This is a genomic window from Peptoniphilus duerdenii ATCC BAA-1640 (assembly GCF_000146345.1).
In the GTDB taxonomy this organism is placed as follows: domain Bacteria; phylum Bacillota; class Clostridia; order Tissierellales; family Peptoniphilaceae; genus Peptoniphilus_B; species Peptoniphilus_B duerdenii.
This window is the reverse complement of the sequence record NZ_GL397071.1, coordinates 1,366,688-1,388,700: the sequence shown is the minus strand read 5'-3', so window position 1 is coordinate 1,388,700 and position 22,013 is coordinate 1,366,688. Positions and strand designations below refer to the sequence as shown.

Annotated in this window: 19 protein-coding genes and 1 pseudogene; 4 read left to right on the top strand and 16 right to left on the bottom strand. The window is 31.7% G+C overall.

The window, feature by feature from the left end; all coding sequences use genetic code 11:
- Positions 1-11: 11 nt before the first annotated feature.
- From HMPREF9225_RS06175 to HMPREF9225_RS06115, 13 genes and pseudogenes are all read right to left on the bottom strand, one after another.
- Positions 12-1,736, bottom strand: coding sequence for an ABC transporter ATP-binding protein (locus HMPREF9225_RS06175; RefSeq protein ID WP_008902099.1), 1,725 nt, complete (start codon positions 1,734-1,736; stop codon positions 12-14).
- The gene (locus tag HMPREF9225_RS06170) at positions 1,733-3,502 is read right to left on the bottom strand and encodes an ABC transporter ATP-binding protein (RefSeq protein ID WP_008902098.1); all 1,770 of its coding nucleotides are present in this window, start codon (positions 3,500-3,502) and stop codon (positions 1,733-1,735) included. The genes HMPREF9225_RS06175 and HMPREF9225_RS06170 overlap by 4 nt, the downstream gene beginning before the upstream one ends.
- 107 nt (positions 3,503-3,609) lie before the next feature.
- Positions 3,610-4,224, bottom strand: a complete 615-nt coding sequence (locus HMPREF9225_RS06165) for a TetR/AcrR family transcriptional regulator (protein WP_008902097.1) — start codon at positions 4,222-4,224, stop codon at positions 3,610-3,612.
- A gap of 65 nt (positions 4,225-4,289) precedes the next feature.
- Positions 4,290-6,131, bottom strand: a complete 1,842-nt coding sequence (locus HMPREF9225_RS06160; RefSeq protein WP_008902096.1) for a recombinase family protein — start codon at positions 6,129-6,131, stop codon at positions 4,290-4,292.
- A 96-nt stretch (positions 6,132-6,227) separates the two neighbouring features.
- Positions 6,228-7,223 (bottom strand): annotated as a pseudogene (locus tag HMPREF9225_RS06155) (type IV secretory system conjugative DNA transfer family protein); the annotation flags it as partial.
- The gene (locus HMPREF9225_RS06150; RefSeq protein WP_008902094.1) at positions 7,216-7,950 is read right to left on the bottom strand and encodes a phage antirepressor Ant; all 735 of its coding nucleotides are present in this window, start codon (positions 7,948-7,950) and stop codon (positions 7,216-7,218) included. The pseudogene HMPREF9225_RS06155 and the gene HMPREF9225_RS06150, both read right to left, overlap by 8 nt.
- Positions 7,947-8,432 (bottom strand): PcfB family protein, encoded by a 486-nt coding sequence (locus HMPREF9225_RS06145; RefSeq protein WP_008902093.1) that lies wholly within the window; start codon positions 8,430-8,432, stop codon positions 7,947-7,949. Before HMPREF9225_RS06145 ends, HMPREF9225_RS06150 begins: the two co-directional genes overlap by 4 nt.
- On the bottom strand, positions 8,425-9,252 hold the full coding sequence (locus HMPREF9225_RS06140; RefSeq protein WP_000793094.1) for an ATP-binding protein: 828 nt from the start codon (positions 9,250-9,252) through the stop codon (positions 8,425-8,427). Before HMPREF9225_RS06140 ends, HMPREF9225_RS06145 begins: the two co-directional genes overlap by 8 nt.
- Positions 9,249-10,022 carry a replication initiator protein A gene (locus HMPREF9225_RS06135; RefSeq protein WP_001008418.1) on the bottom strand — a complete coding sequence of 258 codons (774 nt, stop codon included), beginning with the start codon at positions 10,020-10,022 and terminating at the stop codon, positions 9,249-9,251. The genes HMPREF9225_RS06140 and HMPREF9225_RS06135 overlap by 4 nt, the downstream gene beginning before the upstream one ends.
- Positions 10,023-10,105: 83 nt before the next feature.
- Positions 10,106-10,387 (bottom strand): CD1845 family protein, encoded by a 282-nt coding sequence (locus tag HMPREF9225_RS06130; protein WP_001267200.1) that lies wholly within the window; start codon positions 10,385-10,387, stop codon positions 10,106-10,108.
- Positions 10,388-10,450: 63 nt separating this feature from the next.
- Positions 10,451-12,325: a lysine--tRNA ligase gene (gene lysS / locus HMPREF9225_RS06125; protein ID WP_040551704.1), complete on the bottom strand. Its 1,875-nt coding sequence runs from the start codon at positions 12,323-12,325 to the stop codon at positions 10,451-10,453.
- 37 nt (positions 12,326-12,362) lie between these two features.
- Entirely contained in the window at positions 12,363-12,836 is a 474-nt protein-coding gene (gene greA / locus HMPREF9225_RS06120; protein WP_036746654.1) for a transcription elongation factor GreA, read from the bottom strand.
- 122 nt (positions 12,837-12,958) lie between these two features.
- The gene (locus HMPREF9225_RS06115; protein ID WP_008902090.1) at positions 12,959-13,879 is read right to left on the bottom strand and encodes a tRNA dihydrouridine synthase; all 921 of its coding nucleotides are present in this window, start codon (positions 13,877-13,879) and stop codon (positions 12,959-12,961) included.
- A gap of 113 nt (positions 13,880-13,992) precedes the next feature.
- Between HMPREF9225_RS06115 and HMPREF9225_RS06110 the strand changes: the two genes are divergently transcribed.
- Positions 13,993-16,428, top strand: a complete 2,436-nt coding sequence (locus HMPREF9225_RS06110; RefSeq protein WP_008902089.1) for a transglycosylase domain-containing protein — start codon at positions 13,993-13,995, stop codon at positions 16,426-16,428.
- 86 nt (positions 16,429-16,514) lie between these two features.
- Here HMPREF9225_RS06110 and HMPREF9225_RS06105 read toward each other — a convergent pair whose 3' ends face one another.
- Both HMPREF9225_RS06105 and HMPREF9225_RS06100 read right to left on the bottom strand, forming a co-directional pair.
- A complete protein-coding gene (locus HMPREF9225_RS06105) occupies positions 16,515-17,801 on the bottom strand; it encodes a sensor histidine kinase (protein WP_008902088.1) in 1,287 nt (428 codons plus the stop codon).
- Positions 17,802-17,803: 2 nt separating this feature from the next.
- Entirely contained in the window at positions 17,804-18,499 is a 696-nt protein-coding gene (locus tag HMPREF9225_RS06100; RefSeq protein WP_040551359.1) for a response regulator transcription factor, read from the bottom strand.
- A gap of 127 nt (positions 18,500-18,626) precedes the next feature.
- Between HMPREF9225_RS06100 and HMPREF9225_RS06095 the strand changes: the two genes are divergently transcribed.
- The 3 genes from HMPREF9225_RS06095 to HMPREF9225_RS06085 are packed head-to-tail and all read left to right on the top strand — an operon-like array spanning position 18,627 to position 20,987.
- Positions 18,627-19,520 carry an ABC transporter ATP-binding protein gene (locus HMPREF9225_RS06095; protein WP_040551358.1) on the top strand — a complete coding sequence of 298 codons (894 nt, stop codon included), beginning with the start codon at positions 18,627-18,629 and terminating at the stop codon, positions 19,518-19,520.
- A gap of 1 nt (position 19,521) precedes the next feature.
- Positions 19,522-20,274 carry an ABC transporter permease gene (locus HMPREF9225_RS06090; RefSeq protein WP_040551356.1) on the top strand — a complete coding sequence of 251 codons (753 nt, stop codon included), beginning with the start codon at positions 19,522-19,524 and terminating at the stop codon, positions 20,272-20,274.
- Between the two features lie 8 nt (positions 20,275-20,282).
- Entirely contained in the window at positions 20,283-20,987 is a 705-nt protein-coding gene (locus HMPREF9225_RS06085; RefSeq protein ID WP_008902084.1) for an ABC transporter permease, read from the top strand.
- Positions 20,988-21,082: 95 nt separating this feature from the next.
- Here the strand turns inward: HMPREF9225_RS06085 and HMPREF9225_RS09830 are convergent, their stop codons facing one another.
- Positions 21,083-21,958 carry a folate family ECF transporter S component gene (locus HMPREF9225_RS09830; RefSeq protein WP_008902083.1) on the bottom strand — a complete coding sequence of 292 codons (876 nt, stop codon included), beginning with the start codon at positions 21,956-21,958 and terminating at the stop codon, positions 21,083-21,085.
- Positions 21,959-22,013 lie beyond the last annotated feature (55 nt).

The window sequence follows — 22,013 nt, the reverse complement described above, 5'->3', positions numbered from 1 at the left end:
AAAATTGATTGTTACTGTACAATCTTCCATTCTTTAGACTTTTCTTGATAGTTCCATAAGTCTTTATATAGTCCTTCATTTTTAATAAGTTCTTCATGCTTCCCAACTTCCTCTACCTTTCCTTTGTTTAAAACAACAATTTTATCAGCTCCCATTACGCTCCTTAATTTATGAGCTACAACCACAACTGTTTTATTCTTAATTAAATTTGATATTGCTTCTTGTATAATAAGTTCATTTTCAGGATCAAGCGAAGATGTTGCTTCATCAAGTAGTATTATTGGGGCGTTTTTTAATATTGCTCTCGCTATTGATATTCTTTGTTTCTCACCTCCAGACAGAGTCGCTCCTCCTTGTCCAATCATAGTTTCAAATCCATCATCTTTTTTGACTATAAAGTCATAAGCTCCTGCCATTTTTGCAGCATTCATTATTTCATCTTTACTCGCATCTTCATTACCAAACTTTATGTTGTTATAAATTGTGTCTTTAAAAAGATATACATCTTGAAAAACAACAGAAAATTTTTCCATTAATTTATCAGGATTGGCTGTTAGCAAATCCACCCCACCAATTTTAATTGTCCCTTCATTAGGATCATAAAATCTGGAGATTAATTTAATTAGTGTAGATTTCCCAGAGCCAGAGTAACCAACAAAAGCAGTTAATTCATTTTCATTAATGTCTAATGACACATTATCGATAACCTTAGAGTCCTTATAAGAAAATGAAACATCACAGATTTCAATTTTGTTGCTTTCGTTCACATCGCAATTTCCTGACATAGGTTTAGCGTTAAGCAAGTTAATGATTCTCTCTCCTGAAACTGATGCCATTTGTAGACCTGTATAATTTACAAGTGCAAGCTCCAAGGGGTCAAAAATCCTTGTGCCTACAAATAAGAACATTAAAAATGTATCAATTTCCAAAGATCCATTTATAAACAAATAGGAACCCGCTAAACTCATCAAAGGAAGTCCTATTCTTAAAATCATACTTGCTATAGTAGTTAATGAACCAACCCCTTTCTCACTCTTAATATTTGCATTTCTTGAGTTATCTATATCTTCTTCAAGTTTTGTTAATGTATCATCTAAGCTGTTATAAGCTTTTAGAGTCTTAATGGCATCCAAATATTCATTTATATCTTCTTCCTCTTTTATCCTCATTTTCTTTGTTTTTAAATAAATTTGTTTCTGAAAGTTTTGCATGAGTGTAAGAAGTAGAACAGAAATAGGTAGTCCTATAAGTGTTGCTATTCCCATTTTTACATTAATTATCAAAAATAATATCGAGCAAAGAATCGCTACACATATACCACTGAAAAATTGAGGTAATTGATGCGTTACTGCCGTTTCAACTTTGAAAAAATCATTCATTAATGTATCTAAGATCTCCGCTGAACTTTTTCCTGAAATATAACCTATCGGCAATTTTCTTATGTGGTCTGCAAGCTCTATTCTTCCATCTGCACTTGTCTTGTATCCAAGTTCATAGGTATATTTTGTGGCTAAATTTTCCAATAAGAATGTTATTAAGAAAAATACTGCCATTATCCCAAAATACTTCCATAAAAGGCTCGTATCTATACTATCTGCACCTCTATTTAAAAATAGTTTTTCTACAATTTTCGCCAAAGCAATAAATGGTATAAGGTTGGAAATAGATGCCAAAACATTTAAAATAATTGATTTTCTTATATTATTCATCTTTCCTAATGTAATATTTCTTATCATTCATTCTCACTCCCTTCTATATCCATTTGCCAAATATTTGTCTTCTTATAAATATCAAAGAGTCGCTTATATATTCCATCTGCAACGATTAAATCTTCATGCTTACCTCTTTCTGCAATTTTTCCATCAGATATTACTAAAATTTGATTTGCATGCTCTATGGTATTTAACCTATGAGCAATCATGATAACCGTCTTATCCTTAACCAATTCAGATAAAGCTTCCTGCATAAGATATTCATTTTCAGAGTCTGCAAAACTTGTTGCCTCGTCTAATACTAATATTGGTGCATTCTTTAAAATCGCTCTTGCTACTGCAATACGTTGTTTCTCTCCGCCAGATAAATAAGTTCCTTTACCCAAAACAGTATCATACCCATCAGGAAGTTTTTCAATGAAATCATGACATCTTGCTTTTTTACATGCTTTTATGACATCCTCTTTTGTAGAACCTGGCTTTGCCATAGCAACATTATTGAAGACTGTATCTGTGATAAGATCACTGTCTTGAAAAACAAATGCTATCTTGTCCATTAAGGCGTTCATCGGAATATTTTTTATATTAACTCCACCGATTTTAATAGAGCCTTCTGAAGGATCATAAAATCTCGGTATTAGCGTTCCAATGGTAGATTTGCCTGCTCCCGAATAGCCAACTAATGCTGTAACTTCTCCTTGTTTAGCACAGAAGCTTATATTCTTTAAAACCTCTTCATCTCCATAAGAAAAGCTTACATTCTCGAATTCAAGATTATGACCTTTTATCTCTTCCTCACTATCTTCGATTGCCAATTCTTTTTGATCTATAATTTCGTAGATTCTCAAAACAACTTCATTTAGTAAATTCATTCCTTCTGCAAAATCTCTAAGTTTTAATGCAGGTACGCTAATGGCAGGTGCAAGAATCAAATAGAAAATAAAAACTGTAGCAAAATCCAAGTTATTATTTCGTGACATTAAAAGTATTCCTACTGGAACTATGAATGTAGCAACAGATAAAATAAACATTCTAAATGAAACAAATCCCGGTCTTATCATTGAAGTCATCGAACTTGTAAAGTCTCTATATTCTCCTACTGACTTTGAAAAAGTTTTAAATGATTTTGCTCCTGTTCCAAATATTTTCACTTCCGGCATACCTTTAACGTATTCAGTAGTTGCTGAATTAATTTGATCCAAAATCGCAAAGTTCTTCTCAAGTCCACCCGACTTTATAATCTTTGCCATGATTGCAATCTGAATTCCTAAACCGACAAATATAATTAACAAAGTCGTAAGACCTAATATTAAATTTATCTTCAACATAACAATTATCATTGCTAAAATTAGTGCTAAAGTTGAAATTAAATTTGGTAATTGATGAGAAAAGTATCCCTCAATTTGATTCATATCCGATCCTAATACTTGCCTTATTTTTGACTTGTTGTCCCCAGTGAAAAATCCTAAAGGAAGGTTCCCAATATGAAATAATATCTTCTTTTTTAAGTTAGCTATTAAAACATATGAAAACTTATGGCATAAAATACCGCCAATGTAAGTTAAGCAATATGACAATACCACTGCTGCAAGTCCATAGGTGCAGAACTGTATTGTACTTTGTTCTAATTTTCCATATAAAAATAGAGATTTTATGACTTTGTATATCACCAAAATTGGACAAATACTTAATAGCATTCCAAGACTAACAAATAATATTCCCCCTACAAGTTGTCCTTTTTTTATTTCACTGTAGGAAATAATATCTTTGATTGATTTCTTCTTTTTCATCTAAAACATACCTCCTTACCGAACGAGTTCGTTCATTTGCCTTAAAACTAATACAAGGAAAACACCATTGATGTTTCCCTTGTAAAATACTTATATTTTATTTTTCTCTACTGAGGTCTTTGAAATAGTTCGCTTATTATTCCAAAGGCTTCACTTGAATTTGTTTTGTTTTCTCCCTTAATAATATAGTCATTATATATTGTTCCAACAGCTCCGTATAAAATAAAAGCTGCAAAACTTCTCACATTTTCTCTGTTTATTCCCATATTATTTTCTATTTTTTTATTTTCAATTCCTTCAATTATAAACTCTGAATAGACATCTATAAATTTTCCAATGTAATGAATTAATTCCCATAGCCTGTAAGAGTTATCTGTAATTGAATTCTCTTTCGAGAAATTATATCTTGTTGTAAATTGACCGATATCTTTTACTATAAGTTCTCTTACAATTTTTATTCTTTCTTCGTAATCCATTTCCTTATTTTGAAGTATATCCAACTTATTTTTTAGTTTTTCTTCAAAATATGTTTCCATACAAGCCAAGAAAATATCTTCTTTTGATTTGAAATAATAATAAAACATTCCCGGCGCTCCATTAACTTCTGCGAGAATATCTCTAACAGAAACTTTCTCATACCCATACTTTTCAAAAAGTCTGGATGCTATGTTTATAAGCTCCTGTTTTCTTTCTTCTGGATCTTTTACATTTCTCTTTACCAAAATCTCACCGCCTATTGACCGACATTCGTTCTTTATTCATATGTTAGCATACTCTAACCGAAAAGTCAATCTAAAATCTTTCGTTGAAAATCACTTAATGGTACTCCTGCTCTTTTTAGAACCTTTAATTTCTCCTGTTTCTTCTGTTCTCTCCTTGCCTTATATTTATCTTCATACTCTTTCTGTTTTCCGCTTGCTTTTCGTTTCAGGTAATTTTGATGTAGCTTGTCTTTTCTTTCCTTGATTTTTCTTTCTTCTTCCTCAAGTTTTTGTTTTTCTTCCTCACTTAACTCCGCCTGTGGAAGTTCATAATTACCTATGAAATTAAAGTAAATTTCTATTTTTTGCTTTGATGTTTGACTGCCTTTCCTATCTCTTTCATGAATGATTATCTTCTTTACAAACTCATTTATCATTGTGTTTGTGAGATTATCAAAGTTTTCATAACGACTAATAAGGGATATGAATTTTCTTGCCTTATCTGTTTCCTTTTCATATCTTGATATTACAAGCTCTAAGTCTTTAATCTCTTTACTTAACGTGAGTTGCTCAGTTTCATATTGGTTATTTAAAATTTCATAGCGATTATTCGGTATCTTATCTAAAATCATATCTTCATAAATTCTGCACATCAATCGTTCCAGCTCTTGAAGCCTGTTTTGGCTTTCTGTTAATCTTATCTTTTTCTTTTCTATCTCTATTTTTTCCTTTTCTTCCATTTCATTTTGAATGGAATGAATAAATGCTTCATTATCTTCATCAAGATAATTTTTTATATCTTTTAATGTTTCTTGGATAAGGTTTAAGACTACTTCTGCTTTTATCCTATGAGCTGATGGACATAGCGTTCCGCAAGGTACTTTCTTATAATTACTGCAAACATAATAAGGAATATTCTTATAGTTATTTGTCCTATGAACATACATCTTGCTTCCACAATCTGCACAATACATCAGTCCTGTTAATGGATGATATTCTCCCCAACCATCTGGATACCTTTTTACATTCCCTCGAATTCTTTGTACATTATCAAAGGTTTCTTGGTCTATGATTGCTTCGTGAGTATTTTCAAAGATGAGCCATTTATCTTCGGATACATATTTGCTTTTCTTATCCTTGAAATGCTTTCTTGTTTTAAAGTTAACTGTATGCCCTAAGTATTCTTTTTTCTTTAAGATACTGGCAATTGTGGAACTACACCAACGATAAGGATATTCAAAGTTCTTGCTTTGATGTAATCCATATCCCATTTTTTGCTGATGATAAGCGGGTATATCTATCTTATCTGCTTCCAGTATCTTCGCTATTTTGTATGGTCCTGCTCCGTCCATTGTAAGATTAAATATTCGTCTTACTATCTCGGCTGCCTTTTCATCTACAATCCACTTATCTTTGTCTTTTTCATCTTTGATGTAGCCATAAGGTGGAGTGCTTGCCGTATGCTTTCCGCTTTCTCCTTTTGATCTAAATGTAGATTGTATTTTTCTTGAAGTATCTCTTGCATACCATTCATTCATAATATTTCTAAAAGGGGTAAAATCATCTTCTCTGTAAAAGCTGTCTACATTGTCATTGATAGCAATCAGTCTTACGCCCTTTTGTCTTAATATCTCCATACATTGACCAACTTTGAGATAATCTCTGCCGAGTCTACTCATATCCTTTACGATGATACAACCGATATTTCCAGTATTTACTCCATTCATCATTTCCATAAAGCCTGGTCTATCAAACTGTGTCCCGCTTATTCCGTCATCTGTAAAATGGATGATGTTGGTTAAATTATTCTTACTTGCATATTCTTCAAGGATTTTCTTTTGATTAACGATTGAGTTACTTTCTCCTTCAAGTTCATCATCTCGACTTAATCTCTCATAGAGTGCTGTTATCTTTTCAAAATTCCTCACTTTTTCCTCCTTCCTCTTAATTTCTTAAATAAAAAAGAATTAAGAAGTACATGTTTCACTAAAACAGTGATTAAGTGTTCTCCTTAATTCTATTACTCCTGCTGCCAGCTTATATTTCTTGTATTGCTTAACTGCAAAATGACTTGGATCTTTCTTTTCAAGAGCTTCAAAAAGCCTATCAATTGGGTTCATATAGGTTTCGTCATCTTCTCTAACCTCACTTGCGTCAATCATATCTAAGAGTGTTTTAAAATTCTTTTCTTCTTCAGGTGCTTCATAATAAATATACCCAATAAGAGCAGTGTAATATAACTTTTCAGCCTTTACCCAAAAATCTTCTCCTGCCTTTTCTCCATCTCCCTTGGTGTTAGCAATTATGGTTTGGACAAGCTTTAAAATATCTTTTTCACTTCTCAAGTATGCAAATGGATTGTATTTCATAGATTTTTTAAAGTTTATTGTGTTTAATATCTTTATGTCGTAACCATTTTCATAAAGCATTTTTCCACATTCTAACACAAGTGTGCCTTTAGGGTCTGTTACTACATAGGAAGAATGCATTTGCATTAGATTTGGCTTTACATAAAATCTCGTTTTACCTGATCCAGAACCACCTATTACTAATACATTTTTATTTCTGGCATATTTAGGGTTTTTAGGTCTTGAGTTCATTGTAAGTCTTTCGGTATTAGTTATGAGAACATTGTTTTCAAACTTAGGGTCAATATATGGAGCAATATCCTTACTTTCTCCCCATCTTGCAGATCCATATTCCTTGCCTTGCCTATATTTCTTTTTGTTTTTACCTTTGCTGTAAACAATTAACTTAACAAGACCAGCAACTGAAATACCTACTAACAAGTCCCTTGGATTAAGGCTTGGTATATAAGATAAAGTTCCTATATCAGAAATTCCCACCATTATTTTATCAATAATATCTCCTCCTACATAAGAATTGATGTGCTTAGAAAAAATATTTCCAATGTAGAAAAAGGACAGATAAGGAATGTTTGCTAATATAAATTTCTTTGGGTTGTCTATTTTAATTAAGTTTTTAATATCAGAAAGAATAGATTCTAATATCTTATTCATCGTAGAAACCTTCACTATCTAATAAAATTAGTATATAGTGTCTTCCCTTTGGTGTTATAAATGTTTGTATTCCTACAAGTGTACCTAGTGGATCAACCCATTCCTTTACTTCAAAATATCCCTTATTCTTATCTGCATAAGGTAAGAGTTTCATTTTCTTATCTCTATAAATTAATCCCTTATCCATTAGAAAACTTATAAATTGATTTTGTGGTATTCCTAACTCTTTGGCAGTATTTCTAAAGTTTGTAAGTAGTTTATAATCTACTAATTTGTCATAATAATCTGCCTTTGGTCTTAATTCTCCAATTTCTTCTTCTCTCTCGGCAATAATTCTATTGGCTACAAGAATTGCATCTGCAAGTAGCTCTTCGTTAGTTTTCTTTTCTTGCCCTATTATATATCCTCCATTTTTTCTAATACTTGGTAAGACTTCTCTAGTTACCCAAGCTTTGAATATTTTTGCTTGTGGTAGTTTTGATGAGAGGATAAGTGAATACAATCCTGACTCATTAATTATTGAAATATTCTGTATTCCTCCAGGGGTGTTCCATTTCGTTACACCCTTATCTTCCTCATCTACATGGTCATAAACAGCTTTCCTCGGATTGACATATCCCAACATAGTTGCTACTTCATTAGCTATAAAGAAAAACTCACCGTCTTTTTCTATAACAGTGAGTTTCCCAAAATTCTTATTTTCAAATGTTTTTAAATTACTTATCATAAGCTTTGCTCCTTATGTTTATTTTTAACTTTATCTTTGCTGATGGTGTCCTTAGCCATATCTTTAAACTTATTTATTGTCTTCGTTATTGAATCTTTTCTATCAGCCTTTCTTTCAGAAGCCTTAACTGCTTTTTTAAAGGCATGCTCCATTACCTTTATATCCTTAGATTGAAAAAACACAGAGTGGTTACCAGTTTCCTTATCTTTCATAACAGAAAACTTCACTCCGTGTTTGTTTAAAATTTTCTTTAATTCTTTTAACTCAGGATCTTTTAGATTAATTTCTTCTAACTGTCCCTTTTTAACCATATCCTTTAGTTTTACTTCTTCTCCATTATTTTTTATTACATTTTTCAAGCCTCCTTGATCTTCTATTTGCTTGTGAACTTTCTTTAAGGCATCAAGAATTGCTTTACTTGTTGCTTTTGCAAGCCTTACTTCAAGGTTAAGACTCGACCTAGATACTTCTTCATTAATCATCTATTCCACCTCCATATAAAAGTAACTCTTTGTATTTTCTTAACTTCTCTTGATGGATTTTTCTTCTAAAATCTTCTCCCGTAACTTTAACTGGTATTGTCATTTCAAGTATTCTTGAATATATCCTCTGATACTCAAGTTCAATATTAGGATTTTGAATAATTTCCAATGATAAGTTTGTAGTAAAAATTGTCGGCCTACCTTTTAAGTATCTTGAGTTTATAATGTTATATACTTGTTCTCTTGCATAAGATGTATCCCTTTCAATTCCAAGATCATCTAAAATTAACAACGGAATGTTTGATAGGTTATCTATAATTTCATTTGAATCTAGCTTAAATGCTGATTTTTGTATTTGATTTATAACCTGAGATAAATTCATAATCTTAACTTTAACTTGTTCTCTTTCAATTAATTCATTTGCAATAGAACAAGCAAGATAAGTCTTTCCACTGCCAACATCTCCATGAAATAAAAGTCCAACATTGTCTTCCTTCATTTGTTCAAAACTTTTAGCATAATTGTAAGCAACCTTGTAAGCTTGACCTTTTTCATTTAAGAATCTCTCAAAATTATATTGGTGTTGGAGTGGCGATGAGAAACAATCTCTTTTTAGCGATGATATTTTCATTAGTCTTTCTCTTTCTTCATTTTCCTTATCTCTTTTTATTTCACATTCACATTTAATTCTGGGAATAAACTTTGTAAAGCCAAGGTCAAGTAATTCTCCATCGACTCTTTTATCACATACCTTACAATAAATATGTCCATTTCTTTCAATATCATTTTCTCTTAATACAAAATCTTTTAAGTTCTTCATAAACTCTCTCCTATATCGTAATTCATTTTCCTTGTTGTATTATCATTAATGTTTTTTGCCTGATCATTAAGATACCAATTGATTATCGTTGCCTTGTAATCTTGATACACTCTGTTATTTGCTTTCATATATGACGACAACCTATCAATGTAGTCACTAATTCTACTTCCTAACTCATTTGTTAAGTCCTTGTATTCTTCATCAGTCAAAAATATGTTTTTATATATTCCATAAGGCTTTTGTCCCTTACTAAAATCATTCTTTCTTAACTCATTATTACTAATATTGTTATAGTTACCTTCCGATTTTCGGAAATCTTGAAGTCTGTTATTAGGAGTTCTTGAATTCCGATTATCGGAAGTCTGGACTTCTGCTTTTCGGAAATCTGGATTTCTATTATTTGAATCGGAGAAAACACTCATAAAATCTTTAACATATATCCTATTTGGTTTTCCAAGTCCTTGTCTTTTCTTTTCTATCAATCCAATTCCTGATTTTATATCAAGCTCATTTATAATCTTTAAGGCTTTATCATTAGCACAGTTAAATTGCTCTTTAATAGCATCCATTGTGTAGTAAATAAAGACTTTTCCATCTTCATCTATCCAGCCATTTTTATATGAAAGACCCATTCGATTAAGCATATATGAATACAAAACTTTAGCTTCAATAGAAATGCTCTCAAAAATCTCATCTTCCATTAATACCATAGGTAACCTAATGAAGTTATACATCTCAGATTGCCTATTATAAAAATAATCAAAATTCATTCCTACCTCCTCTCTTTAAAATAAAAAAAGACGACAGAATTATTGCTTTCTATCGTCTACGGTTGTCTTATATTTATTTTTCTTCAAATTGATTTTATTGTATAGTTTAATAATTCTAATAATCCAATAACATATATACCTAATTTAGGTAATCCAAATGGACTAAATAAAAATGCTAATATTAGTGCTTCAATTACAATTTGCTTGTCTCCTTGAAAAATGCTAGCTATTCCAATTATAAAAATCAAAGTAGAAACTACGCTTAACAACGCAGTACTCAAACTTAATATGAAGGTTAAAAAAGCTATGAGCAAACTCAACACTAATCTTATCGGTAATAAAATTATTCTAATTATCCATCTCATACATACTCCTAAAAATTAAACTGGGATTCATAACAAACCCCAGTTTCATAATTAGCGTGTCCTTTAATATAATTTTGATCCTGCTGGAATATTATCATCCAGCATTATTAAGTTAAGTTTTTCTTCACCGTCATACTCACAAATTGCAGATATAATCATACCTTCTGAGTCGATTCCCATCATCTTACGAGGAGGAAGATTACAAATTGCAAGTAGTGTCTTTCCAATTAAGCTCTCTGCGCTGTAATATTCCTTAATACCAGATAAAATAACTCTTTCTTTTTCAGAACCATCATCTAATGTAAATTTCAAAAGTTTTTTTGACTTAGGAACTTCTTCGCAGTTTTTAACCTTTACAACTCTAAAATCAGATTTTGAGAAAGTTTCAAAGTCTACCATATCTTCAAATAATGGTTCAACCTTAACCTTTGATAGATCGATCTTTATTGTTTCTGTCTCTGGTTCTAAGGTTTCTTGTCCTTCTGCATCTTTACTTGCTCCCAATGGCTTCATTGTTGGGAAGAAGATTATATCCCTTATGGTTGGTTGGTCTAGAAGTATCATGATCATTCTGTCAACTCCTATTCCAAGTCCTCCTGTTGGTGGAAGTCCAACTTCTATTGCGTTTAGGAAGTCTGTATCCATTGGGTGAGCTTCATCGTCTCCCATTTCCTTTTCACGAAGTTGTTCTTCGAATCTTTCCCTTTGATCTATTGGGTCATTTAATTCTGAAAATGCATTTGCAAGTTCCCAGGTGTTCATAAATGCTTCGAATCTTTGAGTAAGTCTTGGATCTTCTGGGTCACGCTTAGCTAGCGGAGAAACTTCTACTGGATGTTTAGTTACAAATGTTGGTTGAACTAAGTGTGATTCACAGAATTCTTCAAACATTTCTGAAATTACATGGCCTCTAGTCCATTTTGGATCTACTTCAAGTCCCTTTGCCTTAGCAATTTCTCTTGCTTCTTCATCTGTATTTATTTCGTTGAAATCTACTCCCGCATACTCATTTATAGCATCGATCATGGTTATTCTTCTCCAAGGAGCTTTTAATTCTATTTCTTTTCCTTGGTAGTTGATCTTAGTAGTTCCAAGTACCTTTTTTGCTACGTATTCGAAGATACCTTCTGTGATTCTCATCATCTCTTCGTAGTCAACGTATGCTTGATATAGTTCTATATTTGTAAACTCAGGGTTGTGTCTTGGACTTATCCCTTCATTTCTAAACATCTTTCCAAGTTCATAAACTTTGTCAAAACCACCAACGATTAGTCTCTTTAGATAGAGTTCGTTTGCGATTCTCATTTGCATATCCATGTCTAGTGTATTGTGATGAGTTAAGAATGGTTTTGCATTTGCTCCACCTGCAACAGATCCTAGAATAGGAGTTTCAACTTCTAAGAATCCTCTTTCATCTAGGTATTCCTTGATTGCTTTTATAATCTTAGATCTCTTTATGAATACATCTTTAACTTCTGGATTTACAATTAAATCCACGTACCTCATTCTGTATCTAAGTTCGATATCTTTTAAACCGTGGAATTTTTCTGGTAGGATTTGTAGAGATTTAGATAGTAGAGAAGCTTCAGTTGCACGCACTGTGATTTCTCCAGCTTCTGTCTTAAAAACTTTTCCCTTTACTCCTACTATATCTCCGATATCTATGTCTTTTATTACGTCGTAGCCTTCATTCATTACATCTTTTCTCAAAAATATTTGGATGGTTCCTCTTGAGTCTTGTAAGTCAAGAAAGGCAATCTTTCCATGACGTCTTTTGCTCATGATTCTTCCAGCTACAACTACATCTTTTTCTTCAAAATCAGAAAAATTATCTTTTATATCTTTTGAATAACTATCAACGGGATAACTTTCTATTAAAAAAGGATCTTCTCCTCTTTCTCTAAGTTCTTTAAGTTTATTTCTCTTCAAAAGAAGCATTTCATTTAAATCTTTTTCTTGTGACAAAGTATCCTCCTTATAATGAAATATTCATTATTTCCAAAGTTATAGTTCCCTTTGGAACTTCTATATCTACTACGTCCCCAATTTTTTTGCCGATAAGACCAGATCCTACTGGTGATTCGTTTGAAATCTTGCCTTCAAGTGGACTTGATTCTGCTGAACCAACTATTGTGTAGGTGCTTTCTTTATCTGAGTTTATATCTTTTACTGAAACTGTTGATCCGATATTTACGATTTCTGTGTTTAAATCATCGCTTTCTATGACAACGGCATTTCTAACCATGTTTTCAAGTTTTACGATTCTTTCTTCAACTTGAGCTTGTTCGTTCTTAGCTTCGTCGTATTCAGAGTTTTCAGATAAGTCTCCGTAACCAAGTGCAATCTTGATTCTTTCAGCAACTTCTTTTCTTCTGACGGTCTTTAAAAATTCTATTTCATTTTCAATTTTTTCTAACCCTTCTGGGGTAAAAAATATATCCTTTTCCATCGTTTCACTTCCATTTCTCATAAAAAATAGGCATTCCGCCTGACGTCAAATTATTATATTAAAAAAAACTCAATAAGTCAAGTTATTTACTAAATTCTAGCCATTTTTCGAACTAAAAATAACTATTCAAAGTGATCTTTTATCATTTTTAATATATCTTCGTATTCATTTAGTGTATTTAGCTTCTGTCTTAATTCTTTTGCTCCATAGATTCCATTAGAGTATCCGACAAATTGTTTTCTCATTTCGTTTATTGCGACCTTCTTCGGATACGCTTCCATCATCATCTTTAGATGTGTAAGAAATGTCTCTAATTTTTCTTTCTCTGTCGGTGGAGTATATTCTTCTTTATTTATTTTACTCTTTATTTCTTTAAATATAAATGGATTTCCAATTGCACCTCTGCCTATTGCTACACCACTTACTTTTGAGTCTTTTGTCCTCTCCAAGAAACTATCGTAGTCTGTTATGTCTCCATTTCCTATTACAGGAATATTTAAACTTGTTGCTACCTCTTCTATAAAATTCCAATCCGCAATTCCGCTATAATATTCTTCTTTTGTCCTTCCATGGACTATGACCATGCTTGCCCCTTCCTCTTCAGCAACTTTTGCAACTTTTAATCCTTGATTGCCACCATTTATTCCTCTTCGGATTTTGATGCTTATAGGAATATCTGTTGAAGATTTAAGAGCATATATTAGTCTTTTACATTTTTCTGGATCATTTAGTAAGTAGGAACCAGAAAAGTTCTTTACAATTTTTGGTGCTGGGCAACCCATGTTGATATTTATATACTTAAACCTATTTGGTATTTCTTTAGCAACTATTTCAAATATATCTTCTTCATATCCGAATAGCTGCAGATGAACATCTCTTTCTTTGTCAGAAGTCTCCATAAGTTCCAAGGTCTTCTTATCTTTGTAATAGAGAGCTTTGGCACTTACCATTTCTGTGATGGTTGAGTCGCAACCAAAGTCCATACACATGGATCTATAAACAAAATCTGTGTACCCCGCCATCGGGGCTAGCATTAATTCCATATTATCTCCTCTCAACTAATTATATTTACTTTCTTACAAAATTTCAAATTCTTTGTAGATTGTTTAAGATTTTAAACATTTCTGTTATAATTAACATATGCTCGGAGGTTTAAATGAAAAGAAATAATAAAAAGAAAAAAACTCATAGAATTTCTTCTTTTTTTAAAGTTATATTCCTACTTATTCTAATAGCAATTATAACTCTCGGCTCGATTGCAGGTTGCTACCTCGTATCTGTACTTAAAAAAGCACCTCCTATCGATCCAAAAAATTATAGAGAGAAGCTATTTGAAACTTCAAGAATATACGATAGCAATGGAGATCTTCTCCAAAGGCTTGTAAAAGATGAATACGCGGAATTCGTAAGCATTGATAATATTCCAAAAGATTTAATAAATGCTGTAGTCTCTGTTGAAGACGAAAGATTCTTCCAACATAGTGCAGTGGATTTCAAAAGGCTCGCTGGTGCTCTCTACTACGACCTTATGAGTGGTAGATTTGATCAAGGTGGTTCAACCATAACAATGCAGCTTGCGAAGAATTTATACACCAGTCGTGTCCAAAAGATTGAAAGAAAGCTTATGGACATATACTATGCTTATCAAATCGAAGATGAACTTTCTAAGGAAGAAATCTTGGAAGCATACCTTAACTGTGCCGGTTTTTCAAAAGGTACAGTAGGAGTTCAAGCTGCATCTAAGATGTTCTTTGGTAAAAATGTAAAAGATTTAACTCTTGCTGAGTGTGCACTTATTGCAGGAGTTACAAACTTGCCTGAATATTACACTCCTTACAACAGAGTAAATATAACAGATGAAGATGATCTATCTTCAATACAGTTTGAGCTAGTGCCTGCAGACACATCTCAAAAAGAAAATATCGATAAGATAATTGAATACTCTAGAAAACTTCTAGATCTTGGTAGAATAGATAAATTTGACCTTCACCTTATAGAATCTAATCAACTTGTTCCGATGAAGGCGCAGTTCAACGAAAAATCCCTTGAAAGACAACATAAGATACTTAAAAATATGCTTAAACAAGGAATGATTGACCAAGCTCAATTCGATGAAGCTATGAATCAACCTATAGTTTTAAATATTTCCAACAGATCACAATCTGGTATCTCCTCTTACTTTGTAGATACAGCTCTGAAAGAAACTAAGGAAATACTTATTAACTCAGGATTTTCAAAAGAAGATGCAGAAAGTGAACTATATCGTGGTGGACTAAATATCTACACTTCTATGAATACCAAGATTCAACAATCTCTTGAAGAAACTGTACAAAACACCAAATATTATCCTGGTAACACAGTGGATGTAAATGGTGATCCACAACCTCAAGTTGGTTCAGTTATTATAGATAACAAGACTCACAAAGTAGTTGCACTTGTCGGTGGTCGTGGACTTGGCGGAGGTTCTCTTGCAAATAGAGCAACCATACCTAGACAGCCTGGTTCAGCAATTAAACCTATCGGTCCATATCTAACTGCATTTAATCATGGAGCAACCGCAGGAGATGTATACCTAGATTCAAATCTAAAATATGTAAACCTTCCATATATTCAATACAAACCTTCTAATGTTGGAAGTTATATTGGTTGGACTACTATCAGAAAACTTTTGGTACGAAGCTCTAACGTAGGAGCATATCTCGTATCTAGAGATATAAATACAGATTTCAAAGATAGAAAGAATAGATACTCAACCTATTCGCAAAATGTAAATAACGAAGCAAACTTAAATAGTATTATAGATACTCTTGAAGAATTAGGAGTAACTTCAGTAGATAAGGTAAACGACTTAAACTACGCTGCCCTTTCCCTAGGGGGAATGACTAGAGGTATTAGCCCTCTTGAAATGGCTGGAGCGTTTACAGTATTTCCTTCTGAAGGTCAATTTGAAAAACCAACATTTGTAGATAAGATTGTAACCAGCACTGGAGATGTAATCTTTGAAAGAAAAGATAATTTAGTTGAAGTTGCAGACAAAAGAGACACCTACATCCTAACAGATATCTTAAAGGAAGTAGTAACTTCAGGAACCGGTAGAAATGCTAGGGTCAAAGGTCAGGTCACCGCTGGTAAGACAGGAACTACAAACGACAAGAGAGAAGCTTGGTTCGTAGGGTTCACACCTTACTACACCGCTTCTGTGCTACTTGCAAAAGATAATCACGACCCTCTAGGATTTGGTTCTGATAGAGCAGCCACATTATTTAAAGCTATCATGGATCCAATCCATGAAGATTTAGATAAAGTTGACTACGACAAACCAGATGGCATTTATAGAAAATATGTAAATGGCAGGTATGAAATGTTCAAAGACGGTACCACTCCTAGAAATGTAGACAAATTATATTGGGGCAGGGATGATGACGACGATGATGACGATGACAACAACAAAAAGTCCGACAAAAAGAAAGATTCTAAGAAAGACTCAAAGAAAGATTCTAAAAAAGACAATGAAAACTCCAATGACAGCAAAAGCAAGAAGAAGAAAAGAAGATCTATAATAAATGACAACGAAAATAGTAATAATAGATAAAAAATCAAATATAAAACCAGAGTAATTGATATTTTACTCTGGTTTTTTTATACTTATATTTATTTATACTGCAAAAATTAACTCATCTAATTAAAGATAAAAGATACTTCCAGTCCTGGATACTTATTTTTTATAATGAAATTCCCATCGTGCAGTTCAGCAATCTGTTTTGAAATAAAAATACCCAAGCCATGTTTAGTAATATTGGTAAGATCCTCCTTATTTATTTTATCTAAAATATTTTCAGGTATTCCTTCACCTTCATCTAATATTTTTATATTTAAACTATCTTTATCATCTGAAATTATAACCTTTATCTCCCCATCTGTATAAATCAGTGAGTTTTTTAAAATATTTTCAAGCATCCTATAAAATAAATTCGGATCCATCTTTATCTTTATATTTTGATCCTTCAAATTATTATTAAATATAATTTTTCTCTCTCTATTTTCATTTAATTTATCCACTATAAGCTTTCGAATTACTTTTAGTGGACTTTCCATGGTAAAACTTTCTTTTTCTATATTAGAAAGTGACATTGTAAGATTTAACCCTTCTAAAATATTTGAAATTTTCATGACCTGCTCCTCTATATTCTTGGTATCCATAGATTCTTTATTCTCTTTACTAAGTTCCCATGAAATATTTGCAAGTGGTGTTCTTACATCATGACTTACACCTCTGATCCATTTACCTTGGGCTACTTTTAAACTATTGTATTTTTCATTTGCCCTATTTATGCTAGTAGCTAGATCTTTTAATTCTCCATATTCATCTAACTTTTCATAGTCATCTTCATATAGACTATCTAGTGCTCTTTGAAATGGTAGTGTATTCTTAAATATTTCTTTAATGTCTTTTCTATAAAATATATATACTAAAAATAAAAATAAAATTATAAATAATCCTACTAACTCTATATTAATAATAAAATTATTGTAGTTGTAATAGTTAAAAGGGAGTTTATCCAAAGAATTTTTCGGATAGGCAAATAGTATGAGACCATCTCCCACAACATAAGTGAATACAGGATAGTCAGCTAAATAAAATCTAGTAAATCTTGCAACATCTGTAATTTCAAATTTATCTTTTACCTCTTTTGGCTTATTGAAACTTTCTATGACAGTTCCATCCTTACTAAGTCTTATAGCCCAAATACCCTTTTCTTTTAAAAATTCTCTGTTCTTTTCATTTAGGTATTCATTAGTTTTATTACTTTCTACATAAGAGTAAACCGAATTAGGATTTGGATATTTATTATTTAACCTGTAATTTAAGTAGAGAAAAGTCATGAGTAAAAATATTAGAAAAAATAATAAAGCGAGTATTCTTATGACAATTTTTTTAAATCTTTTTAATATATAATTAAACATTCTTAATCCTCTTTAACAAGCTTGTATCCAAGACCCTTTATAGTTATCAAGATTTTAGGATCCTTAGGATTATCCTCGAGTTTTTCTCTTAATCTATATATGTGAGTTATCAGTGTGTTCTCATAGCCATAGGAATCTTGCCAAATATTTTCTAAAATTCTGTCAATGGAAACTATCATGTTTATATTTTCAGATAGGTATTCAAGAATTTTAAATTGTGTGGCAGTAAGAGGAATCTCTTTGCCATTCTTTTCAAGTATTCCCTTCGATTTATCAAATATCACATTTCCAAGATTTAACTTTTCAAAAGTTTTAATTTTTTTACTTCTTCTTAAAACCGCATCAATTCTCCAAAGGAGTTCATCTGGAAAGAATGGTTTGACCAAGTAGTCATCTGCCTTATTCTCAAACCCTTCTCTCCTATCGTCTATCCCATCTAGGGCGGATAGAATTATAACAGCTACATTAGAATTCTGTCTAACTTCCTTCAACAAGTCAAAACCACTTCCATCAGGAAGCATCAAGTCCAAAACTATTAAATCAATATTAAAATTTTTTAGTTTGAATCTAGCCTCTTTTAAATTTTTTGCAGTATAGACATCTTTAAAACCCTTATTCTTTAAAAAATTGTACAAATTTTCTAATAAGCTTTTTTCATCATCAACTATTAATATAGAAAAATTTTCCCTAAAATCCATTTGTGCCACCTCATTAACTCTATTATACACCAGTCTTTTCATTTATTTGTCTTTGTGATGTAAAAGTGATCTTGTTTAAACTTTATATTTATCTAGGGATGGTACTATCATCTCAGGAGGAATGATTATGGAAAAATTACTAGAAATAAAAAATTTAAAAAAATCGTATAACGACAAAAGAGTCTTGGACATTGACTCTTTAGAAATCGAAGAAAGCTCTATCTATGGTCTTATAGGTAAAAATGGAGCTGGTAAATCCACTCTTATGAAGATTGTACTCGGTCTTGTAAAAAAAGATGATGGGTTGATCAAAGTCTTTGGACAGGAAATAAATTCAAAAAATCAAAAGGAGTTCAATAGAAATCTCGGTGCTCTAATTGAAAATCCTTCCTTTTATGATCATCTTACAGGATATGAAAATCTGGAAATAATATGTAAGTTAAAAGGAATTAAAAAAGATGAAATTAAAAAAACTTTGGACCTTGTAGGTCTTAATAATGTAGGTAAAAAGAAATCTCGTGAATATTCATTGGGTATGAAGCAAAGACTTGGAATAGCCATGGCTTTAATTGGAAGTCCAAAACTTTTAATTTTAGATGAACCTATAAATGGACTTGATCCCCAAGGAATCGAAGAAATGAGAAATCTATTTAGAAATATCGTAAGAAACTCTTCTACAAGTATCTTGATCTCTTCTCATATCCTTGATGAAATAGAAAAGATATCTACTCACATAGGCATACTTAAAGAAGGTAACTTAACCTACAACGGAAGCTTAGAAGATTATAGAAGGCTTCATCCACCATTTATTTCACTGCGCACATCTGATAACGAAAAAGCATTAGAACTCTTAAATCTAGATGTAGATAGATTAAATGGAAAAAAGATAATTCTTGGTAAGAAATCTAATCAAGATATTGCAAATATAGTGAACTTTTTAAATGGCAAGGTAGATATATATAGGATAGAGGAAGAAAAAGAAAGTCTAGAAAAGCTATTTATTGAAGAAAGCAGGTCTTAATATGAAAAGCTTAGAAAGGAAAAAATATAAAAGACTTGGAATAAATTTTTTGATAATAATAGTCTTTATTGCTCAAATGGTAATGGTAACAGGTGTTACCCATTCAAAATCATTTGCAGAAGGAAAGTTTCCTCTTGCTTATATTTTGGACACATATTTATTCATATCACTACTTTTAAATCCAATACTAATATCTTCCCTTGTGAAAAAAGTAATCGAAATTGAAGAAAAAAATAAGATGTGGCAGATGCAAATAATCCTCGGAGAAAAAATTAATTCTATTCTGCTAAATAAATTTAAAAATTTATCTTTTAAATTAGTTTTTCTACAAATAATAGAATCTGCCGTATTTATTCTATTAGCGATGAAGTCAAAGCATTTTGATTTTAATAGTGAAATGATTTTAAGATTTGCAGTGGTAAATCTAACGGCTCTAATAATAAATCTATTCTTCTTGGGATTATTTATGATAATAGAAATGAAGACTACAAAGGTCTACTCACTATCATTTATCTCAATAATAGGAGGACTTACCGGAATAATTACCATGCTCACATCTAATATTCTCTCTTATGTAAATCCATTTGCTTTTATGGCAAGTTTATTAAATATTTCATATGTAAAAGAGGGAGATAAATTTATCCAAGTATTAAATCCGATTAATTACTATACTTTGATCATTGCAATAATTCTTTTAATACTCACTACTATCTATTTAAAAACAATGAAATCTTATAACCTATACAAAGACTAGGAGGAAAAATGTTAAGATTAGAATTAAAAAAAATAAAATTTATAAATATTCTGCTAGTAAGCCTTATAATTCCACTACTAGCCAATGCCTTTGGACTTATAAACTATATTGGAAATAAAGAAACTTTAACTAATGAGTGGCAAAGTCTGTGGACTCAGGTAAGTCTATTTTACTTTTCCTTTTTCTATATACCATTAATCGCAATAGTAATTGCTAGTCTTTGGTCATCGGAACACAGGGCTGGGCTTAAATTTATTAGACTTAGTCCCAAGAAAAATATGTCATTTGTACTAGCTAAATTAATTTTAGCTTTTATAATAGTTAGCTTCTGTCAAATGTATTTTTTAGCTTTATTTTACGCAGGCGGAAAATTTATTGGACATTTTTCAAGCATAGACTTTAGTATCTATTTTTACTATATCGCTCTTAGCATATTATTGTCACTTCCTATTATAGGAATTTTTGGAGCCCTCGCTATAAGGATTAAGTCCTTTGGAATAATAGTGCTTCTATCTAGTATGTTTACCATACTCGGGTTTGCCACTGCTTATAAATCTCTAAAAGTAATAGGATTAAGCTTCTTGGCGATTGAAGCTAACAATTTAAGGTATATAAACACACATGACTTAGGACTCTTAGCTTTATTTGCAATTGGAGAATTAATTGTGTTTCTATATCTTTCTAACAAATTTTTAAAGTATGAAAATAAGTAAATTTATGGGGATTTAGAGTTAGCAATTCTAAAATCCCCTTTTTTTTATCTTTTCATAAAAGTAATATTGAAAAAAGCCCCATTGGGGCTTTAAGTTTATACTTCAAAATCTATTGAATCCTTGATTGATTCTGTCATGGATGTGAATAGTGCTGCATATAATGGTATAGATACTATTTGTTTTATAAATGCTTTTGACGCATAGTAGTAAAATGTATTCTTACCAAATAGTAGCGCTTGAAAATATGGAGCCATTATGACTGATGTGAGCATCTGTCCAATAAATATTCCCAGAAGTACTTGGTAGAATTTATAGTTTGGATACTTAACTTTAAAAAGTTTTACTACCATGATTGGAATAAGTCCAGTTAGTGCACTTGTAAGTGTAAACACCACATTGTATCCTCCGCTGGATGGTCTGATAATAAAACCTAGAACATCTGATACTGCCCCAACTATAAGTCCATTTACAGGACCTAGTACAAGTCCAGAATAGATAATTGGAAATCCTCCAAAGGATACACTTCCAAACCTCATGGTGTTAATCACAACGGATAGTGCTATAAACACTGCCATGTAGGTTATCCTTCTCGTTGAACTTTGTTTTCTTGCGACCTTAATCTTTGGACTTAGTACGTATACCAAGATTCCAACGATTGCCACCACTATTACTCCATACTTTATTAAATTTTCATGGTATGTTTCGATAAGTGGTTTCAAAGCTTCTAATTTTTCTGGCTTCATCTTTGGAATCATCGGCATCTTTACTTGAAGAGCCATTCCTATTGCGATGCTTGCCATAGAAGCTATTAGGGAGTACTTCTTGTCAAGTAGTCTTGATGCGAATAATACTACGATTACTGCTGCTACTAGACCTAAGTAAACCTTTGGTGCTCCGATTGTTATGGTAGTGACACTCATTGTGAGTACTACTGCCAAACAATATAAAAATATACTTGCTATAGTCTTCATTTAAACCTCCTATAATTTCGGTCTAAAGAAAGTGAACGCGCTTAAGAATCAAACA

Bases quoted from the DNA above. Each gene is read 5' to 3' on its own strand.
- HMPREF9225_RS06090 (WP_040551356.1), top strand. From the start codon at position 19,522: ATGAAAAGCTTAGAAAGGAAAAAATATAAAAGACTTGGAATAAATTTT.
- HMPREF9225_RS06135 (WP_001008418.1), bottom strand. From the start codon at position 10,022: ATGAATTTTGATTATTTTTATAATAGGCAATCTGAGATGTATAACTTC.
- HMPREF9225_RS09830 (WP_008902083.1), bottom strand. From the start codon at position 21,958: ATGAAGACTATAGCAAGTATATTTTTATATTGTTTGGCAGTAGTACTC.
- HMPREF9225_RS06105 (WP_008902088.1), bottom strand. From the start codon at position 17,801: ATGTTTAATTATATATTAAAAAGATTTAAAAAAATTGTCATAAGAATA.
- HMPREF9225_RS06100 (WP_040551359.1), bottom strand. From the start codon at position 18,499: ATGGATTTTAGGGAAAATTTTTCTATATTAATAGTTGATGATGAAAAA.
- HMPREF9225_RS06130 (WP_001267200.1), bottom strand. From the start codon at position 10,387: ATGAGATGGATAATTAGAATAATTTTATTACCGATAAGATTAGTGTTG.
- HMPREF9225_RS06110 (WP_008902089.1), top strand. From the start codon at position 13,993: ATGAAAAGAAATAATAAAAAGAAAAAAACTCATAGAATTTCTTCTTTT.
- HMPREF9225_RS06170 (WP_008902098.1), bottom strand. From the start codon at position 3,502: ATGAAAAAGAAGAAATCAATCAAAGATATTATTTCCTACAGTGAAATA.
- HMPREF9225_RS06085 (WP_008902084.1), top strand. From the start codon at position 20,283: ATGTTAAGATTAGAATTAAAAAAAATAAAATTTATAAATATTCTGCTA.
- HMPREF9225_RS06145 (WP_008902093.1), bottom strand. From the start codon at position 8,432: ATGATTAATGAAGAAGTATCTAGGTCGAGTCTTAACCTTGAAGTAAGG.
- HMPREF9225_RS06140 (WP_000793094.1), bottom strand. From the start codon at position 9,252: ATGAAGAACTTAAAAGATTTTGTATTAAGAGAAAATGATATTGAAAGA.
- greA (WP_036746654.1), bottom strand. From the start codon at position 12,836: ATGGAAAAGGATATATTTTTTACCCCAGAAGGGTTAGAAAAAATTGAA.
- lysS (WP_040551704.1), bottom strand. From the start codon at position 12,325: ATGCTTCTTTTGAAGAGAAATAAACTTAAAGAACTTAGAGAAAGAGGA.
- HMPREF9225_RS06175 (WP_008902099.1), bottom strand. From the start codon at position 1,736: ATGATAAGAAATATTACATTAGGAAAGATGAATAATATAAGAAAATCA.
- HMPREF9225_RS06150 (WP_008902094.1), bottom strand. From the start codon at position 7,950: ATGATAAGTAATTTAAAAACATTTGAAAATAAGAATTTTGGGAAACTC.
- HMPREF9225_RS06115 (WP_008902090.1), bottom strand. From the start codon at position 13,879: ATGGAATTAATGCTAGCCCCGATGGCGGGGTACACAGATTTTGTTTAT.
- HMPREF9225_RS06095 (WP_040551358.1), top strand. From the start codon at position 18,627: ATGGAAAAATTACTAGAAATAAAAAATTTAAAAAAATCGTATAACGAC.